Below are 16841 nucleotides of genomic sequence, written 5' to 3'. Positions count from 1 at the left end.
CCCATGTCCGGCACGCGAGAGGGTGACGGCAAGGCGGCGGGAGCGATGCTCGCTATCGGCGAACTGGCGGATCGCATCGGCGTTCCGACGCACGTCCTGCGTTACTGGGAAACGCGCTTTCCGCAACTCAAGCCGCTCCAGCGCTCGGGCCGCCGCCGCTATTATCGCGCCGACGACGTCGCGCTCGCCGAGCGCATCCACCATCTTCTGCATGTCCAGGGCTTTACCGTCGAGGGCGCGCGCAAGGCGCTGACCGGCGGGCAGCAAGCGAGCGACCCGGTGCCGCCGCTCGACACCGCGAGCCCGCCGGCGGCGGCGCCGGCGGGCGTGTCGATTCAGGCGCTCGAGTCCCTGCGCCGCCGTCTGGCGGCCGCGCTCGACGCCGCCTGAACGCAACAAAACGATCTTGCGCACCAAAGAACAAGCAGTGTGCTCCCGCGAAGGCGGGAGCCCATCTCCGACCGGTGCGATATTGAGCCGGCCGGAGATGGGTCCCCGCGTTGGCGCTACGTGCCGCCTTCGGCTCCGCGGGGACACGCGGTTTTTGACGGCGTGTTCAATCAAAGAAGACCGCGCTCAATCCATCGCGGGCGACAGCGCGGGGTCGAGGTCGCGCGGGCGGATGAAGTCGGCAATGCGCGCCTGTCCGGCGTCGAGGTCGCGCCAGTCGGCGATGTCGAGTTCGAGCCGCGCGAGCGCCGAGGTCGGGAATTTCTCCTCGACCATCGCGCGATAGCGATCGTCGGTCGTCTCGGGAACCAGCATCAGGATCAGATCCTCGAGCCCCGGATTATGCCCCGAGATCAGCAGATGCTGCGCGTCGTCGCCGGCATCGCGCAGGACGTCGAGCAGGGTCGCCGCCGAGGCAAGGTAGATGCGCCGGTCCCAATGCGGCTCGATCGCCTCGATCCCCGCAGCCGGCTGGAAAATGTCGAGCGTCCCGGTCACGCGCAGCGCGGGCGAGGCGACGATGCGATCGACCGCATAGCCCTTGCGCCGCGCATATTGGCCGATCAGTTCGGCCCCGCGCTCACCCCTTTTGTTGATCGGACGGTCGAAATCGCGTTCGACGGCGGCGTCCCAACCCGATTTCGCATGGCGCAGGATCGACAAATTCTTCAAAACCGCTCCCCATCGTCCCCTGAATTGCTCGCCTTGTGCCGTAATCTCATGACGGTGAAAAGGCAGCATATGCGCTTTCGCGGTGGCGGACATTGGCGGCGGCGACGTGGTTCACCGCCTCGTCGAGCGGCAGGCGGCGGATCGGGGTTCCCTCGGGAAAGGCGCTGAGCAGCCGCGACGGGACGCTGGGTGAGAGCATCACGAACTGGCCGAAATCGTCGGCGCGGCGGATCAGGCGGCCGAAAGCCTGGCCGATGCGCCCGCGGATGACCATATCGTCGTAGCGCGAGCCGCCCTGTGCGGCACGGCGCGCGGCGTGGAGGATCGTCGGCCGCGGCCACGGCACGCCCTCCATGACCACGAGACGCAGCGATTCGCCGGGCACGTCGACGCCGTCGCGCAACGCATCGGTGCCGAGCAGCGAGGCGTGCGGGTCGGCGCGGAAGATGTCGACGAGCGTGCCGGTGTCGAGCGGATCGACATGCTGGGCATAGAGCGGCAAGCCGGCGCGCGCGAGCCGATCGGCGATGCGCGCGTGAACGATGCGCAGCCGCCGGATCGCGCTGAACAGCCCGAGCGCGCCGCCCCCCGATGCCTCGATCAGCCGGCTATAGGCTCCGGCAAGCGCCGGCAAATCGCCGCGCGCGATGTCGGTGACGATCAGTACCTCCGACTGGCGCGCATAGTCGAAGGGGCTCGGCACCGCGAAATGCCGCACGCTGGCGCCGATATGGCGCGCGCCGGTGCGGATGTCGGCATCCTCCCAATCATCCGCACCGCGTGCGCCGTTACGCAATGTCGCCGAGGTGACGAGCACGCCCTGCGCGGGGCGGTAGACAGCTTCGGCGACGGGGCGCGCGGGGTCGAGCCAGTGGCGGTGCAGCCCGCAGTCGAATTCGCGCCCGTCGTAGCGGTCGATCGCGAGCCAGTCGACGAAATCGGGATCGGCGGGGCCGCCGACGCGCCCGAGCAGCGACAGCCAGCCGCCGAGCGTGTCGATCCGCGTGCCAAGGCTGTGCCGCGCGCCGTCGACGCGCGCGCGCGCCTGACCGTCGAGCCAGTCGGGCGGGTCCTCGATCAGCGCGTCGAGCCGCTTGCCGAGCGCCATCAGCGGGCGCAGCAGCGCCTCGATCGCGTCGCTCGCGCCCGCCGCCGCGGCGACCAGCTCGGGATCGGGATCGGCAAGCTCGGTTTCGAGGCCATAGCCGCTGTCGGCGCTCTTCGGATCGGCGCCGCGCGCATAGACCATGGCGCGCGCCGCGGCGAGCAGCCGCTCGATCGCCCCCCACGGCTGGTTCTCGGCAAGGCGGCCGAGCCAACCGTCGCCGGGTAGCTCGCCCGCCGCCTGTATCGCCGCCTGAATCGCCTTGTCGCCCGCTTCATCATAGCTCGCGACGTCGGCGAGCCGCGCCGCGAGCCCGCGCCGCCGCCCGCGCGCCTTGCCCTCGGGACCGAGCACCCAGCGGCGGATCTCGATCGCTTCCTGCCCCGTCAGCGCGGCGGCGAACATCGAGTCGGCGGCGTCCCACAGATGATGCCCCTCGTCGAAGATCAGCCGCGTTGCGGGCGCGCCGCCGTCACGCGGGCGCGCCGCCTGCACCATCGTCAGCGCATGGTTGGCGATGACGATGTCGGCCTGCGCCGCGGCGCGCGTCGAACGCTCGATGAAGCATTTGCGGAAATGCGGGCAGCCGGCATAGATGCATTCGCCGCGGCGGTCGGTGAGCGCGGTCGTGCCGTTGCGGCGAAAGAGGGCGGGAAGCCAGCCGGGCAGGTCGCCGCCGATCATGTCGCCGTCGCGGCTATAGGCGGCCCAGCGCGCGACGAGCTGCGCGAGGATCGCGGCGCGCCCCGAAAATCCGCCCTGCAACGCATCCTCGAGGTTGAGCAGACAGAGGTAATTTTCGCGCCCTTTGCGCACGACGACCTTTTCGCGATGCACCTCGGGGTCGGGATAGAGCCGTTCGGTCTCGCGCGCCAATTGGCGTTGCAGCGCCTTGGTGAAGGTCGAGATGCAGATGCTGCCCGCCGCCTCGTCAATCCATTGCTTGGCGGGCGCCAGATAGCCCAATGTCTTGCCGATCCCCGTTCCCGCTTCGGCGACGAGCAGATGCGGCGCATCCTTGCGCTCGCGCGGCGCAAAGACCGCCGCCGCCGACCGCGCATAATCGCGCTGCCCGGGCCGCCGCTCGGCGCCGTCGCCGGTCAACCGGTCGAGCCGCGCGGCGACCGCTTCCGCATTGACACACACCTGTCGCGGCTGCGGGCGCGGCGGCGCTTCCTCCCATTCGGGGAGCCGCGCGAAAAGCCAGCGGTCCGATTTTTCGGGGGCGTCGAGCCGCGGCTGGACCAGCGGCGCCCACGGCCAGCGCTGGCGCACGAGCGCCTGAAGGCTGTGCCACGCGCCCTCGCGCTCGGGCCAGCCGGGGTCTTCGAGGCTCGCGAGCATCGCGGCGGCGGCCTGCGGCAGAAAGGCGGCGACCGCGTCCTCGGTCGGTGGCGGCGCGAGCCCGAGCGCGGCGGCAAGGCCCGCCGGGGTCGGCACCGCGAAGCGCGCGGGATAGAGAAAGGCAAAGAGTTCGAGCAGGTCGAGCCCCGACAGCTCGGGATAGCCGAGCCGGTCGCCAGTCAGCGGCGCCCCGAGCAGCAGGTGCGGGGTTGCCGCCACCGCGGCGATCGCCTCGCCGCGTCCGACGCGCTGCGTGCGGCCGTTCGCGTCGCACAGCCAGATGCCGACATGGCTCGCGTGAATGGCGGGCAGGGAGAGGGGGGCGGGCGCCATCGCGCCACGCTAGGGACAAAAGAGGAACGCGGCAAGGCGGGCGCGACCAAAATTCGCTCGATCCGCTGGCTAGAGCAAGATCAGCTTTGACTGAATAAGCTGTGTGCTCCCGCGCAGGCGGGAGCCCATCTCCCGACCGCTCCATCTTGAACCCGCCGGAGATGGGTCCCCGCCTGCGCGGGGACACACGCGCTTTCTCAAGCGCTTCATTCAAAGATGATCGGGCTCTAGGAATCCATTCGCAGACCCGAGATCCGTGACCGTTCCGGGGTGGTGAACCGCCGTTTCCCTTCTTCGTCATTTCCGCTTTCGCAGAAATGACGAAGGCGAAAGAGGCGGGCGTCGGATTCTACCCGCAAGTGGCCACATCGGTTCTTGGTTGCAAACTGGATCGTCCGGCTTCTGCGTGTGATTGCCTTTGCAGAAGCGTCGAAAGGTCAAAAATCCAGCGGACCGTCCAGTTCCTTCACCTGCCACGGCAGGCCGTGCTTCATCAGCATGTCCATGAAGGGGTCGGGGTCCATCTGTTCCATGTTGAACACGCCCTTGCCGGCCCAGGTGCCCGTGACCATCATCGCCGCGCCGATCATCGCGGGGACGCCGGTGGTGTAGCTGACCGCCTGATTGCCCGTCTCGGCATAGGCGTCTTCATGGTCGCAGATATTGTAGAGGTAGAGCGTCTTTTCCGTGCTGTCCTTGCCAAGCCCCGTCGCGATGACGCCGATATTGGTCTTGCCCTTGGTCGTTTCGCCGAGACTCGACGGTTCGGGCAGCACCGCCTTCAGGAACTGCAGCGGAATGATCTCCTTGCCCTCGTAGATCACCGGGTCGATCCGCGTCATCCCGACGTTCTGGAGCACGGTCAGATGCTGGATATAGGCATCGCCGAAGGTCATCCAGAAACGGATTCGCCGGATTTCGGGCAGGTGCGTTTTCAGGCTTTCGATTTCCTCATGATACATGAGGTACATATTCTTCGTCCCGACTTCCTCGAAGTCGAACGCCTGCTTCACCGACATCGGCGGGGTTTCGACCCATTCGCCATTTTCCCAGTGCCGCGCGACCGCGGTGACTTCGCGGATGTTGATTTCGGGATTGAAATTGGTCGCAAAATGCTGGCCGTGGTCGCCGCCGTTACAGTCGAGGATGTCGAGCGTGTCGATCCGCTCGAAATGATGCTTTTTCAGCCAGGTGGTGAAGACGCTCGTCACGCCGGGGTCGAAGCCCGAACCGAGCAGCGCCATCAGCCCGGCCTCCTTGAAGCGATCATCATAGGCCCATTGCCAGTGATATTCGAACTTCGCCTCGTCGCGCGGTTCGTAATTGGCGGTGTCGAGATAATGCGCGCCGGTCGACAGGCACGCCTCCATGATCGTGAGGTCCTGATAGGGCAGGGCGAGGTTGACGACGTGCGTCGCGCCGACTTCGCGGATCAGCGCCGCAGTGGCGTCGATATGGTCGGCATCGACCTCGGCGGTCCTGATCGTGACGCCGGTGCGCGCCTTCACCGATTCGGCGATCGCGTCGCATTTGAACTTGCGGCGGCTCGCGAGGGTGATGTCGGGGAAGATGTCGGGGTTCATCGCCATCTTGTGCACCGCGACCGAACCGACGCCGCCTGCGCCGATCACCAGAACCTTGCTCATGAAAATCTCCTGTCCGCGAAGCTATGCGGCTTGCTCTCTATGCCGCGCCCTATAGGACGAAGCCATGACACAGCAAAGCCCCGATCCCCTTCGGAACCCCGACCGCGCGCCGAGTCTTGCCGGAGTCGAACGCGCCGCCGCCAAAGTCGCTGCCCTGCTTCCGCCGACACCGCTGTTGCCGCTCGAAATCGACGGCGCGACGCTCTGGTGCAAGGCCGAATGCCTCCAGCCCGTCGGCGCGTTCAAGATTCGCGGCGCGTGGCACCGGCTCACCGACCTGACGCCCGAACAGGCCGCGGCAGGCGTTGTCGGCGTGTCGAGCGGCAACCATGCGCAGGGGGTCGCCTGGGCGGCCAGACGACTGGGGATCAGGGCGACGATCGTCATGCCGGGCAATGCGCCGGCGATGAAACTCGCCGCGACGCGCGCGCTCGGCGCCGAAGTGGTGCTCTATGACCGCGTCACCGAGTCGCGCGACGCGGTGGCGGCGAAGCTGCTCGACGAGCGCGGCGGCACGCTCGTTCATGCCTATGGCGATCCGTGGATCATCGAGGGGCAGGGGACCGCGGGGATCGAGGCGCGCGCGCAGCTCGCGGTCCGCGGGATCGACGGCCCCGACAAGGTCGTCGCCTGCTGCGGCGGTGGCGGCCTGTCGGCGGGCCTTGCGCTCGCCTGCCCCGACGCCGAAATCGTCGCGGTCGAGCCCGAGGGATGGGACGACGTGACGCGCAGCCTCGAGGCGGGCGAAATCCTGACGGTAGAGGATCTGTCCTATCCGACCGAGTGCGACGCGCTCCAGACGCCGCAGACCTGGCCGATCAACTTCGCGGTGTTGCAGGCGCGCGGCGTGCGCGGGGTCGCGGTGACGCGCGAGGAGGTGCGACACGCGATGCGCGTCGCGTTCGAAAAGCTGCACCTGGTCGTCGAACCCGGCGGCGCGGCGGCGCTCGCGGCGATCCTCGCGGGCAAGGTGGCGCCGGGCAAGACGACGCTCGTTACCCTGTCGGGCGGCAATGTCGATGCCGCGCGCTATGCCGAAATTCTCGCGGGATAGGGGGAAACTTATTCGCGACGATGCGTTTGGCGCAGGAAGGAGACGCATGATGAAGATGAGCATGATCCTCGCAGCCTCGACCGCGCTCGTGCTGCTCGCCGGCTGCGAAAAGGCCGAAGCGCCGGCGCCCGACCGCAGCGCGGACACGACGGCCGAAGTTCCGGCTGCGGAAGCCCCGACCGGAATGACGCCGCCGGTCGATGCCGAGGCGAACCCGGCAACCGCGCCGCACCGCTTTGCGAGCTGGGCAGGCAAATGGACGGGGGTCGAGGGCATGTATGTGACGATCACCCCGACCGAGCCCGGGCACTACACACTCGAAATGCAATCGGACCTCGACACCAAGGGCAGCTATGAGGGCCGGGACAGCGAGCATGGCATCAGGTTCAGGCGCGGCGGCGAGGAGCTGAGCCTCCATCGCGGCAATGGCGACGAGACCGGCCTCAAATATCTCGCGGGCAAGAAAGAGTGCCTGATCGTCAAGACCGGCGAGGGCTATTGCCGGGATTGAGCGAATTGCAGGGATTGAGTGAGAGGCCTCGCTTTCTCCCATGGCGGGGCAGGGCAATCGCATATTGGCTCCCTGCCCCCTCTTCCTCGTCACCCTGAACTTGTTTGGCGATTATTCCCTTCGCATCCGTATTCCGGATTTCGTCATTGCGAGCGAAGCGAAGCAATCCAGAGCGGTTTACGCACACTCTGGATTGCTTCGCTTCGCTCGCAATGACGGAGCATACGGATGCAATAGGGATAATCGCCAACTTGTTTCAGGGTCCATGGCCCGTCCTTTTCCGGCTACGCAGCCCCTGCCTCAAGCGCAGGCCATGGATGCTGAAACAGCGAGGCCATCGCCGCAGCCAGCATGACGAAGCTTTGCAAGCTGACCAAAGCAATAGGCGATTGCTCTGCCAGAAGGGGAGTGGGCTGGCGCATCATTATTCCTGCCTTGTCCTCATTTTGTCACCGATCTGACCGCGAAATCGCATCAAAGCCTGTCATGGGCGACCCCGGATCTCCCTTGTCCGGAAAGCATCGCTCATGGCCAGTCGCCCCAACCACAAGATCGCCGCCGCCGTCGTGCGCCACGACGCCGAACAGAAGCAGCGCTTGCTCGATCGCGCCTTTGCGCTGGCGTTCAAGGGACTTGTCTATGCCCAGATCTGGGAAGACCCGGTGGTCGACATGGAGGCACTCGCGATCGCGCCGGGTAACCGAATCGCGACGATCGCGAGCGGCGGCTGCAACGTCTTTTCCTATCTGACCGCCGACCCGGCCGAGATCGTCGCGGTCGACCTCAACACTGCGCATGTCGCGCTCAATAATCTGAAGCGCGTCGCGATCGAACGCCTGCCCGATTACGACAGCGTCCGCCGCTTTTTCGCCGCCGCCGACGACAAGGCCAACGTCGCCGCCTATCGCGCGCATGTCCGCCCGCATCTCGACGAGCTGAGCATCCGCTATTGGGAAGGCCGCGACCTGGTCGGGCGGCGGCGTATCAACGGTTTCGCGCGGGGTCTCTACAAGCGCGGGCTGCTCGGAAATTTCATCGGGCTCGCGCATCTGATCGCCCGGTTGCACCGCGTCGATCCGCGCCAGTTCCTGACCGCGACGACGGTCGAGGAACAGCGCGCGATCTTTGAGGCGAAATTCGCGCCCTTCTTCGACCGCAAGTTTATCCGCTGGATCACCGACCAGCGCTCGTCGCTGTTCGGGCTCGGCATTCCGCCCGCGCAATATGACGCGCTCGCGGGCGGCAAGCCGATGGCCGACGTGCTGCGCGCGCGGCTCGAAAAGCTCGCGTGCGACTTCCCGCTCGAGGAGAATTATTTCGCATGGCAGGCGTTCGGACGCGGCTATGGCAAGGGCGTTGCGGCGCCGCTGCCGCCCTATCTGCAAGCGGCGAATTATGAAGCGGTCCGGGATCGCGCCGCGCGCGTTTCGATGCTCCATGCGAATATGACCGACATGCTCGCGGCGTCCGAAGCGGCGAGCTTCGACCGCTATGTCTTCCTCGACGCGCAGGACTGGATGAGCGACGCGCAGCTGACCGCATTGTGGGCCGAGGTCACCCGCACCGCGCGGCCGGGCGCGCGGGTGCTGTTCCGTACCGCCGCCGAGCCGAGCCTGCTTCCGGGGCGGTTGCCCGACGACCTGCTCGGCCGGTGGGACTATCGCGCCGAAGAGTCGCGCGGCTTTACGCGCCGCGACCGCTCGGCGATCTATGGCGGGGTCCATCTCTATGTGCTGAAAGACGCCTGACCATGGCTCGGGGCGCAGCGGGCGGCGGGCACGGCGAGCTGATGGACAGCGTCTATCGCACCCAGCGGCATATCTATGATCTCAGCCGCAAATATTATCTTCTCGGCCGCGACGGGCTGATCGCCGATCTCGCGCCGCCGCCGGGAGGCGCGGTGCTCGAAATCGGCTGCGGGACGGGACGCAATCTGGTCGCGGTCGGCAGGGCGTGGCCCGACGCCTTTCTCTATGGCGTCGATATTTCCGAAGCGATGCTCGAAACCGCGCGCGGCGCGGTGGCGAAGGCCGGGCTTGCGCATCGCGTGGCGCTCGCGCAGGGCGACGCATGCGATTTCGACGCCTCCGCGCTGTTCGGGCGTGCGGCCTTCGATCGCGTCTTCATCAGCTATGCGCTGTCGATGATCCCCGAATGGCGGGGTGCGCTCGCCCAGGCGGCGCGCTGCGTCGCGCCGGGCGGCCGGCTCGAATTCGTCGATTTCGGACAGCAGGACGGCCTGCCGTCGCTTTGGCGCCGCGCGCTCTTCGGCTGGCTCGCCCGTTTTCACGTCGCCCCGCGCGCCGAACTGGGGCGCGTGATCGCCGCGCTCGCAAAGGAGACGGGCACCGCCGGCTATTGCCGCAGCCTCTATCGCGGCTATGCCATTCGCGGGGGTCTCGCGCGCGGCTGAATTGCTGTTATCTTGCCCCGGAAGAATGGGGGAAGAGGGCATGAATGACGGCATAGCGGCGGCGCGGGGCGACCAGCTCGACGAGGTGATGGAAACGCTCGCGCAGGCATTCCAGACCGACCCCGCCCTGTCGTGGATATTGCCCGATCCCGCCCACCGCGCCCGGGCGCTGCGCGGATTGTTCCATGTGCTCGTGCCGTCCGATGCGCGCGCGGGCAGGGTGCTGCGCTCGGCCGGCGGCGAAGCGGCCTCGCTGTGGCGTGCTCCCGGGCAGGCGGAAAGCGGAACCCTCGAGTTCCTGCGAACCGTGCTCCCGCTCGTCGCGACCTTCGGCACCGCCCTGCCGCGCGGGCTGAAGGTGCAGGGCAGCATCGACGCGCACCGGCCAAAGGGACGCTTCTGGTATCTCCACTATGTCGGCGTTCGCCCGGCCGAACAGGGCAAGGGCCATGGCGGGCGCATCATCCGCGCCCAGACCGCGGCCGCCGACGCCGAAGGACTGTCCTGCTGGCTCGAAACCGCGACGCCGGCGAATGTGCCGCTCTACGAACGGCTGGGCTTTCGGGCGCAGGTCGAATGGGACGTGCCCGGCGGCGGCCCGCATTTCTGGGGGATGATGCGCGAGCCGGTCGCGAGTTGAAGCGTCAGTCGAACCCCGATGCGCCGGATCACGCCGCCTTCTGAAGCTGCAGGTCGAGCCGGTCCCAGATTTCGACGAGCGCCTGCGTCAGTTCGCGCATCATCGCCTCGTCGTGCGCCGGGCCGGGCGTGAAGCGCAGGCGTTCGGTGCCGCGCGGAACGGTGGGGAAATTGATCGGCTGCACATAGACGCCATATTCGGCGAGCAATATGTCGCTGATCTTCTTGGCGCGCACCGGATCGCCGACCATCAGCGGGACGATGTGCGTCACCGAATCCATCACCGGCAGGCCGGCGTCGCGGAAGCATTGCTTGAGATAGGCGGCGGCCGCCTGCTGCGCGTCGCGTTCCTCGCTCGATGATTTGAGGTGGCGGACGCTCGCGAGCACGCCCGCGACGAGCACCGGCGACAGGCTGGTCGTGAAGATGAAGCCCGGCGCGTAAGAGCGGATCACGTCGACGATATTCCTGTCGGCGGCGATATAGCCGCCCATCACGCCGAACGCCTTGCCCAGCGTGCCTTCGATGATCGTCACGCGGTGCGCGGCCTCGTCGCGTTCGGTGATGCCGCCGCCGCGCGGGCCGTACATGCCGACCGCATGGACCTCGTCGCAATAGGTGAGCGCGTTATATTTGTCGGCGAGGTCGCAGATCGCGTGGATCGGGGCGACGTCGCCGTCCATCGAATAGACGCCCTCGAACGCGATCAGCTTGGCCGCTTGCGGATCGTCGGCGGCGAGCAGCTCTTCGAGATGATCGAGGTCGTTGTGGCGGAACACCCGCTTTTCGCAGCCCGAGTTGCGGATACCCGCGATCATCGAGGCGTGGTTCAATTCGTCCGAATAGATGATGCAGTTGGGGAGCAGCTTGCCGAGCGTGCCGAGCGTCGCCTCGTTCGAGATATAGCCCGAGGTGAAGAGCAAGGCGCCTTCCTTGCCGTGCAGGTCGGCAAGCTCGGCCTCGAGGTCGATGTGGTAGTGCGTGTTGCCGCCGATGTTGCGCGTGCCGCCCGATCCGGCGCCGACGTCGTGCAGTGCCTCTTCCATCGCGGCGATGACCTTTGGATGCTGGCCCATCGCGAGATAGTCGTTCGAGCACCAGACGGTGATCGGTTTCGGCCCGTTGTGCCCCGCAAAGCAGCGCGCATTCGGAAAATTTCCCTTGTTGCGCAAAATGTCGATGAAGACGCGGTAGCGGCCTTCTTCGTGGAGGCGGTCGATAGCCCGGGCGAAAATATCGTTGTAGTTCACGTATGCAGCCCCGCGGATTGTTCCGGCGCGCGCCGCCCCTTCGGCGACGATGTTTGGCGGGGCCATAACGCTGAAATCCGCCCGAATCCAGTGCGAACGATTCGCAAGGGTAGGTCAAATTGTCTCAATGCGCCCGATGCCGAAGGGCTCGAGCGCCGCGAGCGGCGGCGGCGGGCGCTCGTCGCTGCGCGTGAAGACCGCGGTTCCGCGCGATGCCACGGCGGGCCAGTCCTGCCCCTCGGTGAGGTAGGCGATGCGGCGCGCGATGCCCTCGGCGCCGTCGATAAACCGCACGTCCGGGCCCGCCGCGGCCTGAAGTTCGGCCTGAAGCAGGGGGAAGTGGGTGCAGGCAAGGACGATCACGTCCATTGCGTCGCCGCCGCGCTGATCGCGCAGGCCGGCAACGGCGCGCTCGATGACCTCTGGGTCGACCGGTTCGCCGCGCAGCTTCGCCTCGGCGCCGGTGACGAGGCCGGGGCTGCCGTGGCGCAGGACGATTTTGTCGGCAGCGAACTTGGCGCTCAGATCGTCGACATAGGGCTGGCGCACGGTCGCTTCGGTGCCGAGCACGCCGATGACCCCGCTGTTCGTCAGCGCCGCAGCGGGCTTGATCGCGGGCACGGTGCCGACGATCGGCAGGTCGAGCGCGGCGCGGACATGCGCGAGCGCGATCGTCGAGGCCGTATTGCACGCGATCACCGCCAGGCGTGGCTGATAGCGCTCGACGAGCCGCCCGAGCAGTGCGGGAACGCGCGCCGCGAGTTCGGCATCGCTCTTTTGCCCATAGGGGAGGCCGGCATAGTCGGCCGCATAGACGATTCGAGCCGTGGGCAGCAGCGCGCGCGTCGGCCCGAGCACGGTCAGCCCGCCGAGGCCGCTGTCGAAAAAGAGGATGGGGGCGTCGGCCGATGGGGGCTGCATATGCGTCGCCTAGCAGGGCATTGCACGGCGCTCAATCCGGGTGGACAGGGGTTTTTCGCGTCCGCCTGAACTTGCTCTTCGGCGCCGCACCTTTTTGTTTCGCACAAAGCCACAAAGCCACGAAGATGTCGCGCCGGCCGCGAAGCGGTTTTCCTTTGCGACCGCATCGTCGAAAGGAAAAAGGGACCTGTCGGCCCAGGCCCTTTTCTTCGTGGCTTCGTGTCTTCGTGCGAAAATCAACTGGCACCGGCTTGGCCGCATAGCGCCGGCCATGGAAGCGGAATCGAGTTCAGTATGATGAAGGAGGCGGGATCGTTTCGCGCTTTCTGTCCATTTCGGCAGGCACTTGATCCGAATCCATTGATTGCCCGCCGCAACATCGCCACAGTGCCGCCGAACCAGCCGGGGAGTGCCATGACCGTCCTTTTGTTGATCGCCGCCGGCTATCTGCTCGGCTCGATCCCGTTCGGGGTGATCCTGACGCGCGCCTTCGGCGCCGGCGACCTGCGGCAGATCGGATCGGGCAGCATCGGCGCGACCAATGTGCTGCGTACGGGGCGCAAGGGCCTCGCTGCGGCGACGGTGCTGCTCGACGGCGCGAAAGGAGCGGTTGCGGTGCTGCTCGCGCGTCATTTCGCTCCCGAGGCAGGCGACGTCGGGGCGATCGCAGCGGGGGCCGCGGCGGTGATCGGCCATTGCTACCCCATGTGGCTCAAGTTCCGCGGCGGCAAGGGCGTCGCGACGCTGCTCGGCCTTTATCTCGCGCTGGCGTGGCCGATCGCGCTGGTGTTCGCGATCGTCTGGCTCGCGATGGTCGCGATCACGCGCATCTCTTCGCTCGGCGGGATGACGGGCGTCGTGGCGGCGCCGATCGCAGCCTTCGCCTTCGGCTATCCCGTCTACGCGCTCGGGCTTGCCGGGCTCGCGCTTGTCGCCCTGTGGCGGCATCGCGAGAATATCGCGCGGCTGCGCGCCGGCACCGAACCGCGCATCGGCGCCAGGAAGGACGCCGCGTGAGGCAATCCGAGCGGCTGGCGCGGCTGCGGCTGCTCCGCACGCCGCGCGTCGGTCCGGTGAGCTGGCACCAGCTGATGCAGCGTTTCGGATCGGGCGAAGCGGCGCTCGCGGCGCTCCCCGACCTTGCCGGTCGCGGCGGCGGGGGAAAAATCCGCATCGCCCCGGCCGACCTCGCCGAACGTGAAATCGCCCGGGTCGCCGAACTCGGCGCGCGGCATATCTTCAGCGACGAGGCCGATTATTCGCCGCTGCTGCGCGAAATCGACGGCGCGCCGCCGGTGCTGATCGTGCGCGGCGACACCGCGATGCTGCAGCGGCCGTGTGTCGCGATCGTCGGCGCGCGCAATGCGTCGGCGGCGGCGTGCCGCTTCGCGCGCCAATTGGCCGTCGATCTTGCAGCCGAGGGAATGACCGTGGCGAGCGGGCTCGCGCGCGGGGTCGATACCGCGGCGCATGTCGGCGCGCTCGACGGGGCGACCGCGGCGGTGATCGCGAGCGGCATCGACATCGCCTTTCCGCCCGAAAATGCCGCGCTGCAGGAAAAGATCGCGAACGACCAGCTGCTGATCGCCGAACAGCCGCCGGGCACCGAACCGCTCGCGCGCCATTTCCCCTCGCGCAACCGCATCATCGCCGGGCTCGCGGCGGGCACGGTGGTGATCGAGGCGGTGCCCAAGTCGGGCTCGCTGATCACCGCGCGCCGGGCGGGCGACTATGGGCGCGAGGTGATGGCGGTGCCGGGGTCGCCGCTCGACCCGCGCGCGCAGGGCTGCAACCTGTTGATCCGCGAAGGCGCAACGCTGATCCAGACCGCCGCCGACGTGCTCGAAGCCGTCGGGCCGATCGACCGCCGGATGCTGCGCGAACCCGCGTCGGCTCCGGTGCCGGCGCCGCTCCCGATCGAGGCCGCCGACGGCGACCGCGCCGGTATCGCCGATCTGCTCGGCCCGACCCCGGTTCTCGTCGATGAGGTGGTGCGCCAGTCGGGCCGCCCCGCCGCAGTCGTCCAGCTCGTCCTGCTCGAACTCGAACTCGCCGGTCGCGTCGAGCGTCATGCGGGGGCAAGGGTTTCTACCCGCTAGAACGGCGTGCGCGGGTCGATTTCGGGACGGGCAAGGCCGTTGATGGGTCCTGACCCTGAATATTTGATCAAGTGAGGCCGGCATTGCATTGGGAATATGCGATTGCGGGACCGAGAGAGGGAGAGCCGGTTTGTTCGATACCTTGACCCTTGCGGCGCTTCCCGCTGCGGACGAGGCGCTGCGGCCTGCGATCCGCGCGATCGCCGATGAGGCGAGAGCCGCCGCGCCCGCCGATGTCCGCGCGCGCTCCTGGTCGGGTTTCGACCGCGCCTTTTCGCGCCGGCTCGGCGAAGCGGGCTTTCTGGGGCTGACGTTGCCCAGGCGCTACGGCGGCGGCGAGAAAGGGGCTTTCGCGCGCTTTGTCGTCGTCGAGGAGCTGCTGTCGGCGGGGGCGCCGGTCGCGGCGCACTGGATCGCCGACCGTCAGAGCGCGCCGCTGATCCTGAACTATGGCACCGAGGAGCAGAAGGAGCGCTTCATCCCGCGCATCTGCCGCGGCGAGCTCGTTTTCTGCATCGGGATGAGCGAGCCGGGGTCGGGGTCGGACCTTGCGAGCGTGCGCACGCGCGCCGAGCGGACCGAGGCGGGCTGGCGGGTGGGCGGCCAGAAGATATGGACCACCAATGCAGCGCACGGCGACTATATGATCGCGCTCGTCCGCACCTCGGGCACCAGCGAGGACCGTCACCGCGGCCTGTCGCAGCTGATCGTCGACCTCAAGGCGCCCGGCGTTACCGTGCGGCCGATCGTCGACCTGACCGGCGATGCCCATTTCGCCGAAGTCTTCTTCGAGGATGTCGAGCTGCCCGCCGACGCGCTGATCGGCGAAGAGGGGGAGGGGTGGAAACAGGTCACCGCCGAACTCGCGTTCGAGCGCAGCGGCCCCGAACGCATCTATTCGAGCGTCGTGCTGCTCGACGCGTGGATCGCGCATCTGCGCAGCATCGGCCGCGACGACCCGGCGACGCTCGCGCGCGTCGGCGATTTCGCCGCGCGGCTCGGAACCTTGCGCGCGATGTCGATCGCCTGCACCGCGCGGCTCGCGCTCGGCGAAAGCCCGGTCGTCGAGGCGTCGCTGGTCAAGGATCTGGGGACGAGTTTCGAGCAGGAGCTGCCGGCCAGCATCGGCGACGACCTCGCGAGCCATCCCGACGAGCCGGTCGATCCCGAACTCTACCGGACCTTGCTCTATGTCACGCATATCGCGCCGAGTTTTTCGCTGCGCGGGGGCACACGCGAAATCCTGCGCGGCATCATCGCGCGTGGAATGGGATTGCGGTGATGGATCATAGCGATCTTCTCGAACCCTTCGACCGGATGCTCGCCGCCATCGCCGCGCCTGAAGCGGTGCGCGCGATCGAGCGGGGCGGGGCGGCCGATGCGATGTGGGGTGCGGTCGCCACGTCGGGCTTTCTCGATGCGCTGGTGCCGGAGGCGGCGGGCGGCTTCGGCCTTCCCGCAGCAGCAGTGCAGCCGCTGTGGCAGGCGCTCGGGCGCCATGCGGTGCCGCTGCCGGTTGGCGAGACGATGATCGCGCGGGCACTGCTCGCGGGCGCCGGCGTGGCGGCGCCCGGCGGGCCGATCGTCCTGACAGTCGCCGAACCGGGGCGGCCGGTGGTCGTGCCGCTGGGGCGCATTGCGCATCATGCGCTGGTCGAGCAGGGGGACAGGATCGGCCTCGTCGAGATCGCGCTCGACGAGACCGCCGTAACCGGCGTCGCCGCCAGCCTCGCCGCGCGGATCGCCTGCCCGCCGCTGGGCGAGGCGTTCGGCGCGCCGCCGGGCGGTCTGCGTCCTCTCGCCGCCATATTGCGCGCGGCGCTGATCGCGGGTGCGGCGGACCGGGTTGTGACGATGACCGCCAGCTATGCGAACGAGCGGGTGCAGTTCGGCAAGCCGATCGGCCGCCAGCAGGCGCTTCAACAGAATATGGCGGTAATGGCAGAGGACGCCGTCGCCGCGCGCATCGCTTCGCAGCTTGGTTGTGCAGCCGGCTTTCCGCCGCCGCTCGCCGCCGCCGCGACGGCCAAATCAGTGGCGAGCAGCACGGCCGCGCGGATCGCGGCGAGTGCGCACGCCGTTCACGGCGCGATCGGGATCAGTGAGGAGCACGACCTGCAACTTTTCACCCGCCGCCTCCACGAATGGCGCCTCGCCGACGGGTCCGAAAGCTGGTGGAACCGCCTGCTCGGCACGGCGCGGCTGGCCAGCGATGCCGGGTCGGTCGACTTCGTGCGCGCCGAACTCGATGCGAAGCGGCCTGCGGTTTGAGGACAGGCGACCGGTCCAGCACCCGGTAAGACTCGCCCATCAGCCGCCGCCTTCGGGTAAGTGCCGACCGTGACCGCGGCTCTCATTCGTATGATTGCGCATATTGTGCCCGGTCGATCTGCTCTAGGACTGC

16 protein-coding genes are annotated in these 16841 nt (G+C 67.9%); 10 read left to right on the top strand and 6 right to left on the bottom strand.

Translation table 11 applies throughout. The annotated features are described in order from the left end of the window. Positions 1-3: 3 nt before the first annotated feature. Positions 4-390: a MerR family transcriptional regulator gene (locus tag KNJ79_RS11950; RefSeq protein WP_317151215.1), complete on the top strand. Its 387-nt coding sequence runs from the start codon at positions 4-6 to the stop codon at positions 388-390. Positions 391-576: 186 nt separating this feature from the next. Here KNJ79_RS11950 and KNJ79_RS11945 read toward each other — a convergent pair whose 3' ends face one another. The 3 genes from KNJ79_RS11945 to KNJ79_RS11935 all read right to left on the bottom strand — a co-directional run bounded on the left by KNJ79_RS11945 (position 577) and on the right by KNJ79_RS11935 (position 5550). Then, on the bottom strand, positions 577-1122 hold the full coding sequence (locus KNJ79_RS11945; RefSeq protein ID WP_089217147.1) for a SixA phosphatase family protein: 546 nt from the start codon (positions 1120-1122) through the stop codon (positions 577-579). Between the two features lie 46 nt (positions 1123-1168). After that, positions 1169-3904 (bottom strand): ATP-dependent DNA helicase, encoded by a 2736-nt coding sequence (locus tag KNJ79_RS11940; protein ID WP_317151214.1) that lies wholly within the window; start codon positions 3902-3904, stop codon positions 1169-1171. A gap of 437 nt (positions 3905-4341) precedes the next feature. Further along, a complete protein-coding gene (locus KNJ79_RS11935) occupies positions 4342-5550 on the bottom strand; it encodes a saccharopine dehydrogenase family protein (RefSeq protein WP_317151213.1) in 1209 nt (402 codons plus the stop codon). 64 nt (positions 5551-5614) lie between these two features. Between KNJ79_RS11935 and KNJ79_RS11930 the strand changes: the two genes are divergently transcribed. Together KNJ79_RS11930 and KNJ79_RS11925 are read left to right on the top strand one after the other, a co-directional pair. After that, positions 5615-6604 (top strand): threonine ammonia-lyase, encoded by a 990-nt coding sequence (locus KNJ79_RS11930; protein ID WP_317151212.1) that lies wholly within the window; start codon positions 5615-5617, stop codon positions 6602-6604. 46 nt (positions 6605-6650) lie between these two features. Next, positions 6651-7115 (top strand): hypothetical protein, encoded by a 465-nt coding sequence (locus KNJ79_RS11925; RefSeq protein ID WP_317151211.1) that lies wholly within the window; start codon positions 6651-6653, stop codon positions 7113-7115. A gap of 284 nt (positions 7116-7399) precedes the next feature. Here KNJ79_RS11925 and KNJ79_RS11920 read toward each other — a convergent pair whose 3' ends face one another. Further along, on the bottom strand, positions 7400-7540 hold the full coding sequence (locus KNJ79_RS11920; RefSeq protein WP_317151210.1) for a hypothetical protein: 141 nt from the start codon (positions 7538-7540) through the stop codon (positions 7400-7402). A 102-nt stretch (positions 7541-7642) separates the two neighbouring features. On the opposite strand from KNJ79_RS11920, the gene KNJ79_RS11915 reads away from it, so the two are divergent. Genes KNJ79_RS11915 through KNJ79_RS11905 form a run of 3 tightly spaced genes read left to right on the top strand, consistent with a single transcriptional unit; the run spans position 7643 to position 10168 of the window. Beyond that, positions 7643-8863, top strand: coding sequence for a DUF3419 family protein (locus KNJ79_RS11915; protein ID WP_317151209.1), 1221 nt, complete (start codon positions 7643-7645; stop codon positions 8861-8863). A gap of 2 nt (positions 8864-8865) precedes the next feature. Next, a complete protein-coding gene (locus KNJ79_RS11910) occupies positions 8866-9528 on the top strand; it encodes a class I SAM-dependent methyltransferase (protein WP_317151208.1) in 663 nt (220 codons plus the stop codon). Between the two features lie 40 nt (positions 9529-9568). Further along, entirely contained in the window at positions 9569-10168 is a 600-nt protein-coding gene (locus KNJ79_RS11905; RefSeq protein ID WP_317151207.1) for a GNAT family N-acetyltransferase, read from the top strand. 28 nt (positions 10169-10196) lie between these two features. Here KNJ79_RS11905 and hemA read toward each other — a convergent pair whose 3' ends face one another. Beyond that, entirely contained in the window at positions 10197-11417 is a 1221-nt protein-coding gene (hemA, locus tag KNJ79_RS11900; RefSeq protein WP_089217179.1) for a 5-aminolevulinate synthase, read from the bottom strand. A 114-nt stretch (positions 11418-11531) separates the two neighbouring features. Further along, complete coding sequence (gene murI, locus KNJ79_RS11895) at positions 11532-12338, bottom strand: glutamate racemase (protein ID WP_317151206.1); 807 nt, start codon at positions 12336-12338, stop codon at positions 11532-11534. Positions 12339-12752: 414 nt separating this feature from the next. Between murI and plsY the strand changes: the two genes are divergently transcribed. The 4 genes from plsY to KNJ79_RS11875 all read left to right on the top strand — a co-directional run bounded on the left by plsY (position 12753) and on the right by KNJ79_RS11875 (position 16708). Further along, positions 12753-13355: a glycerol-3-phosphate 1-O-acyltransferase PlsY gene (gene plsY, locus KNJ79_RS11890; protein ID WP_089217154.1), complete on the top strand. Its 603-nt coding sequence runs from the start codon at positions 12753-12755 to the stop codon at positions 13353-13355. Further along, positions 13352-14437 carry a DNA-processing protein DprA gene (dprA, locus tag KNJ79_RS11885; RefSeq protein ID WP_317151205.1) on the top strand — a complete coding sequence of 362 codons (1086 nt, stop codon included), beginning with the start codon at positions 13352-13354 and terminating at the stop codon, positions 14435-14437. Before plsY ends, dprA begins: the two co-directional genes overlap by 4 nt. 130 nt (positions 14438-14567) lie before the next feature. Then, positions 14568-15719, top strand: coding sequence for an acyl-CoA dehydrogenase family protein (locus KNJ79_RS11880; protein WP_317151204.1), 1152 nt, complete (start codon positions 14568-14570; stop codon positions 15717-15719). Then, complete coding sequence (locus KNJ79_RS11875) at positions 15719-16708, top strand: acyl-CoA dehydrogenase family protein (protein ID WP_317151203.1); 990 nt, start codon at positions 15719-15721, stop codon at positions 16706-16708. The genes KNJ79_RS11880 and KNJ79_RS11875 overlap by 1 nt, the downstream gene beginning before the upstream one ends. Positions 16709-16841 lie beyond the last annotated feature (133 nt).

This window comes from Sphingopyxis indica, from assembly GCF_032879645.1.
Lineage (GTDB): Bacteria > Pseudomonadota > Alphaproteobacteria > Sphingomonadales > Sphingomonadaceae > Sphingopyxis > Sphingopyxis indica.
This window is presented reverse-complemented; position numbering and strand designations above follow the sequence as displayed.

What these genes read in the sequence shown, in the direction of transcription:
- KNJ79_RS11875 (WP_317151203.1), top strand. Translation starts at nt 15,719, where the DNA reads ATGGATCATAGCGATCTTCTCGAACCCTTCGACCGGATGCTCGCCGCC.
- KNJ79_RS11920 (WP_317151210.1), bottom strand. Translation starts at nt 7,540, where the DNA reads ATGATGCGCCAGCCCACTCCCCTTCTGGCAGAGCAATCGCCTATTGCT.
- KNJ79_RS11940 (WP_317151214.1), bottom strand. Translation starts at nt 3,904, where the DNA reads ATGGCGCCCGCCCCCCTCTCCCTGCCCGCCATTCACGCGAGCCATGTC.
- murI (WP_317151206.1), bottom strand. Translation starts at nt 12,338, where the DNA reads ATGCAGCCCCCATCGGCCGACGCCCCCATCCTCTTTTTCGACAGCGGC.
- plsY (WP_089217154.1), top strand. Translation starts at nt 12,753, where the DNA reads ATGACCGTCCTTTTGTTGATCGCCGCCGGCTATCTGCTCGGCTCGATC.
- KNJ79_RS11935 (WP_317151213.1), bottom strand. Translation starts at nt 5,550, where the DNA reads ATGAGCAAGGTTCTGGTGATCGGCGCAGGCGGCGTCGGTTCGGTCGCG.
- KNJ79_RS11910 (WP_317151208.1), top strand. Translation starts at nt 8,866, where the DNA reads ATGGCTCGGGGCGCAGCGGGCGGCGGGCACGGCGAGCTGATGGACAGC.
- KNJ79_RS11925 (WP_317151211.1), top strand. Translation starts at nt 6,651, where the DNA reads ATGATGAAGATGAGCATGATCCTCGCAGCCTCGACCGCGCTCGTGCTG.
- KNJ79_RS11950 (WP_317151215.1), top strand. Translation starts at nt 4, where the DNA reads ATGTCCGGCACGCGAGAGGGTGACGGCAAGGCGGCGGGAGCGATGCTC.
- KNJ79_RS11905 (WP_317151207.1), top strand. Translation starts at nt 9,569, where the DNA reads ATGAATGACGGCATAGCGGCGGCGCGGGGCGACCAGCTCGACGAGGTG.
- KNJ79_RS11915 (WP_317151209.1), top strand. Translation starts at nt 7,643, where the DNA reads ATGGCCAGTCGCCCCAACCACAAGATCGCCGCCGCCGTCGTGCGCCAC.
- KNJ79_RS11930 (WP_317151212.1), top strand. Translation starts at nt 5,615, where the DNA reads ATGACACAGCAAAGCCCCGATCCCCTTCGGAACCCCGACCGCGCGCCG.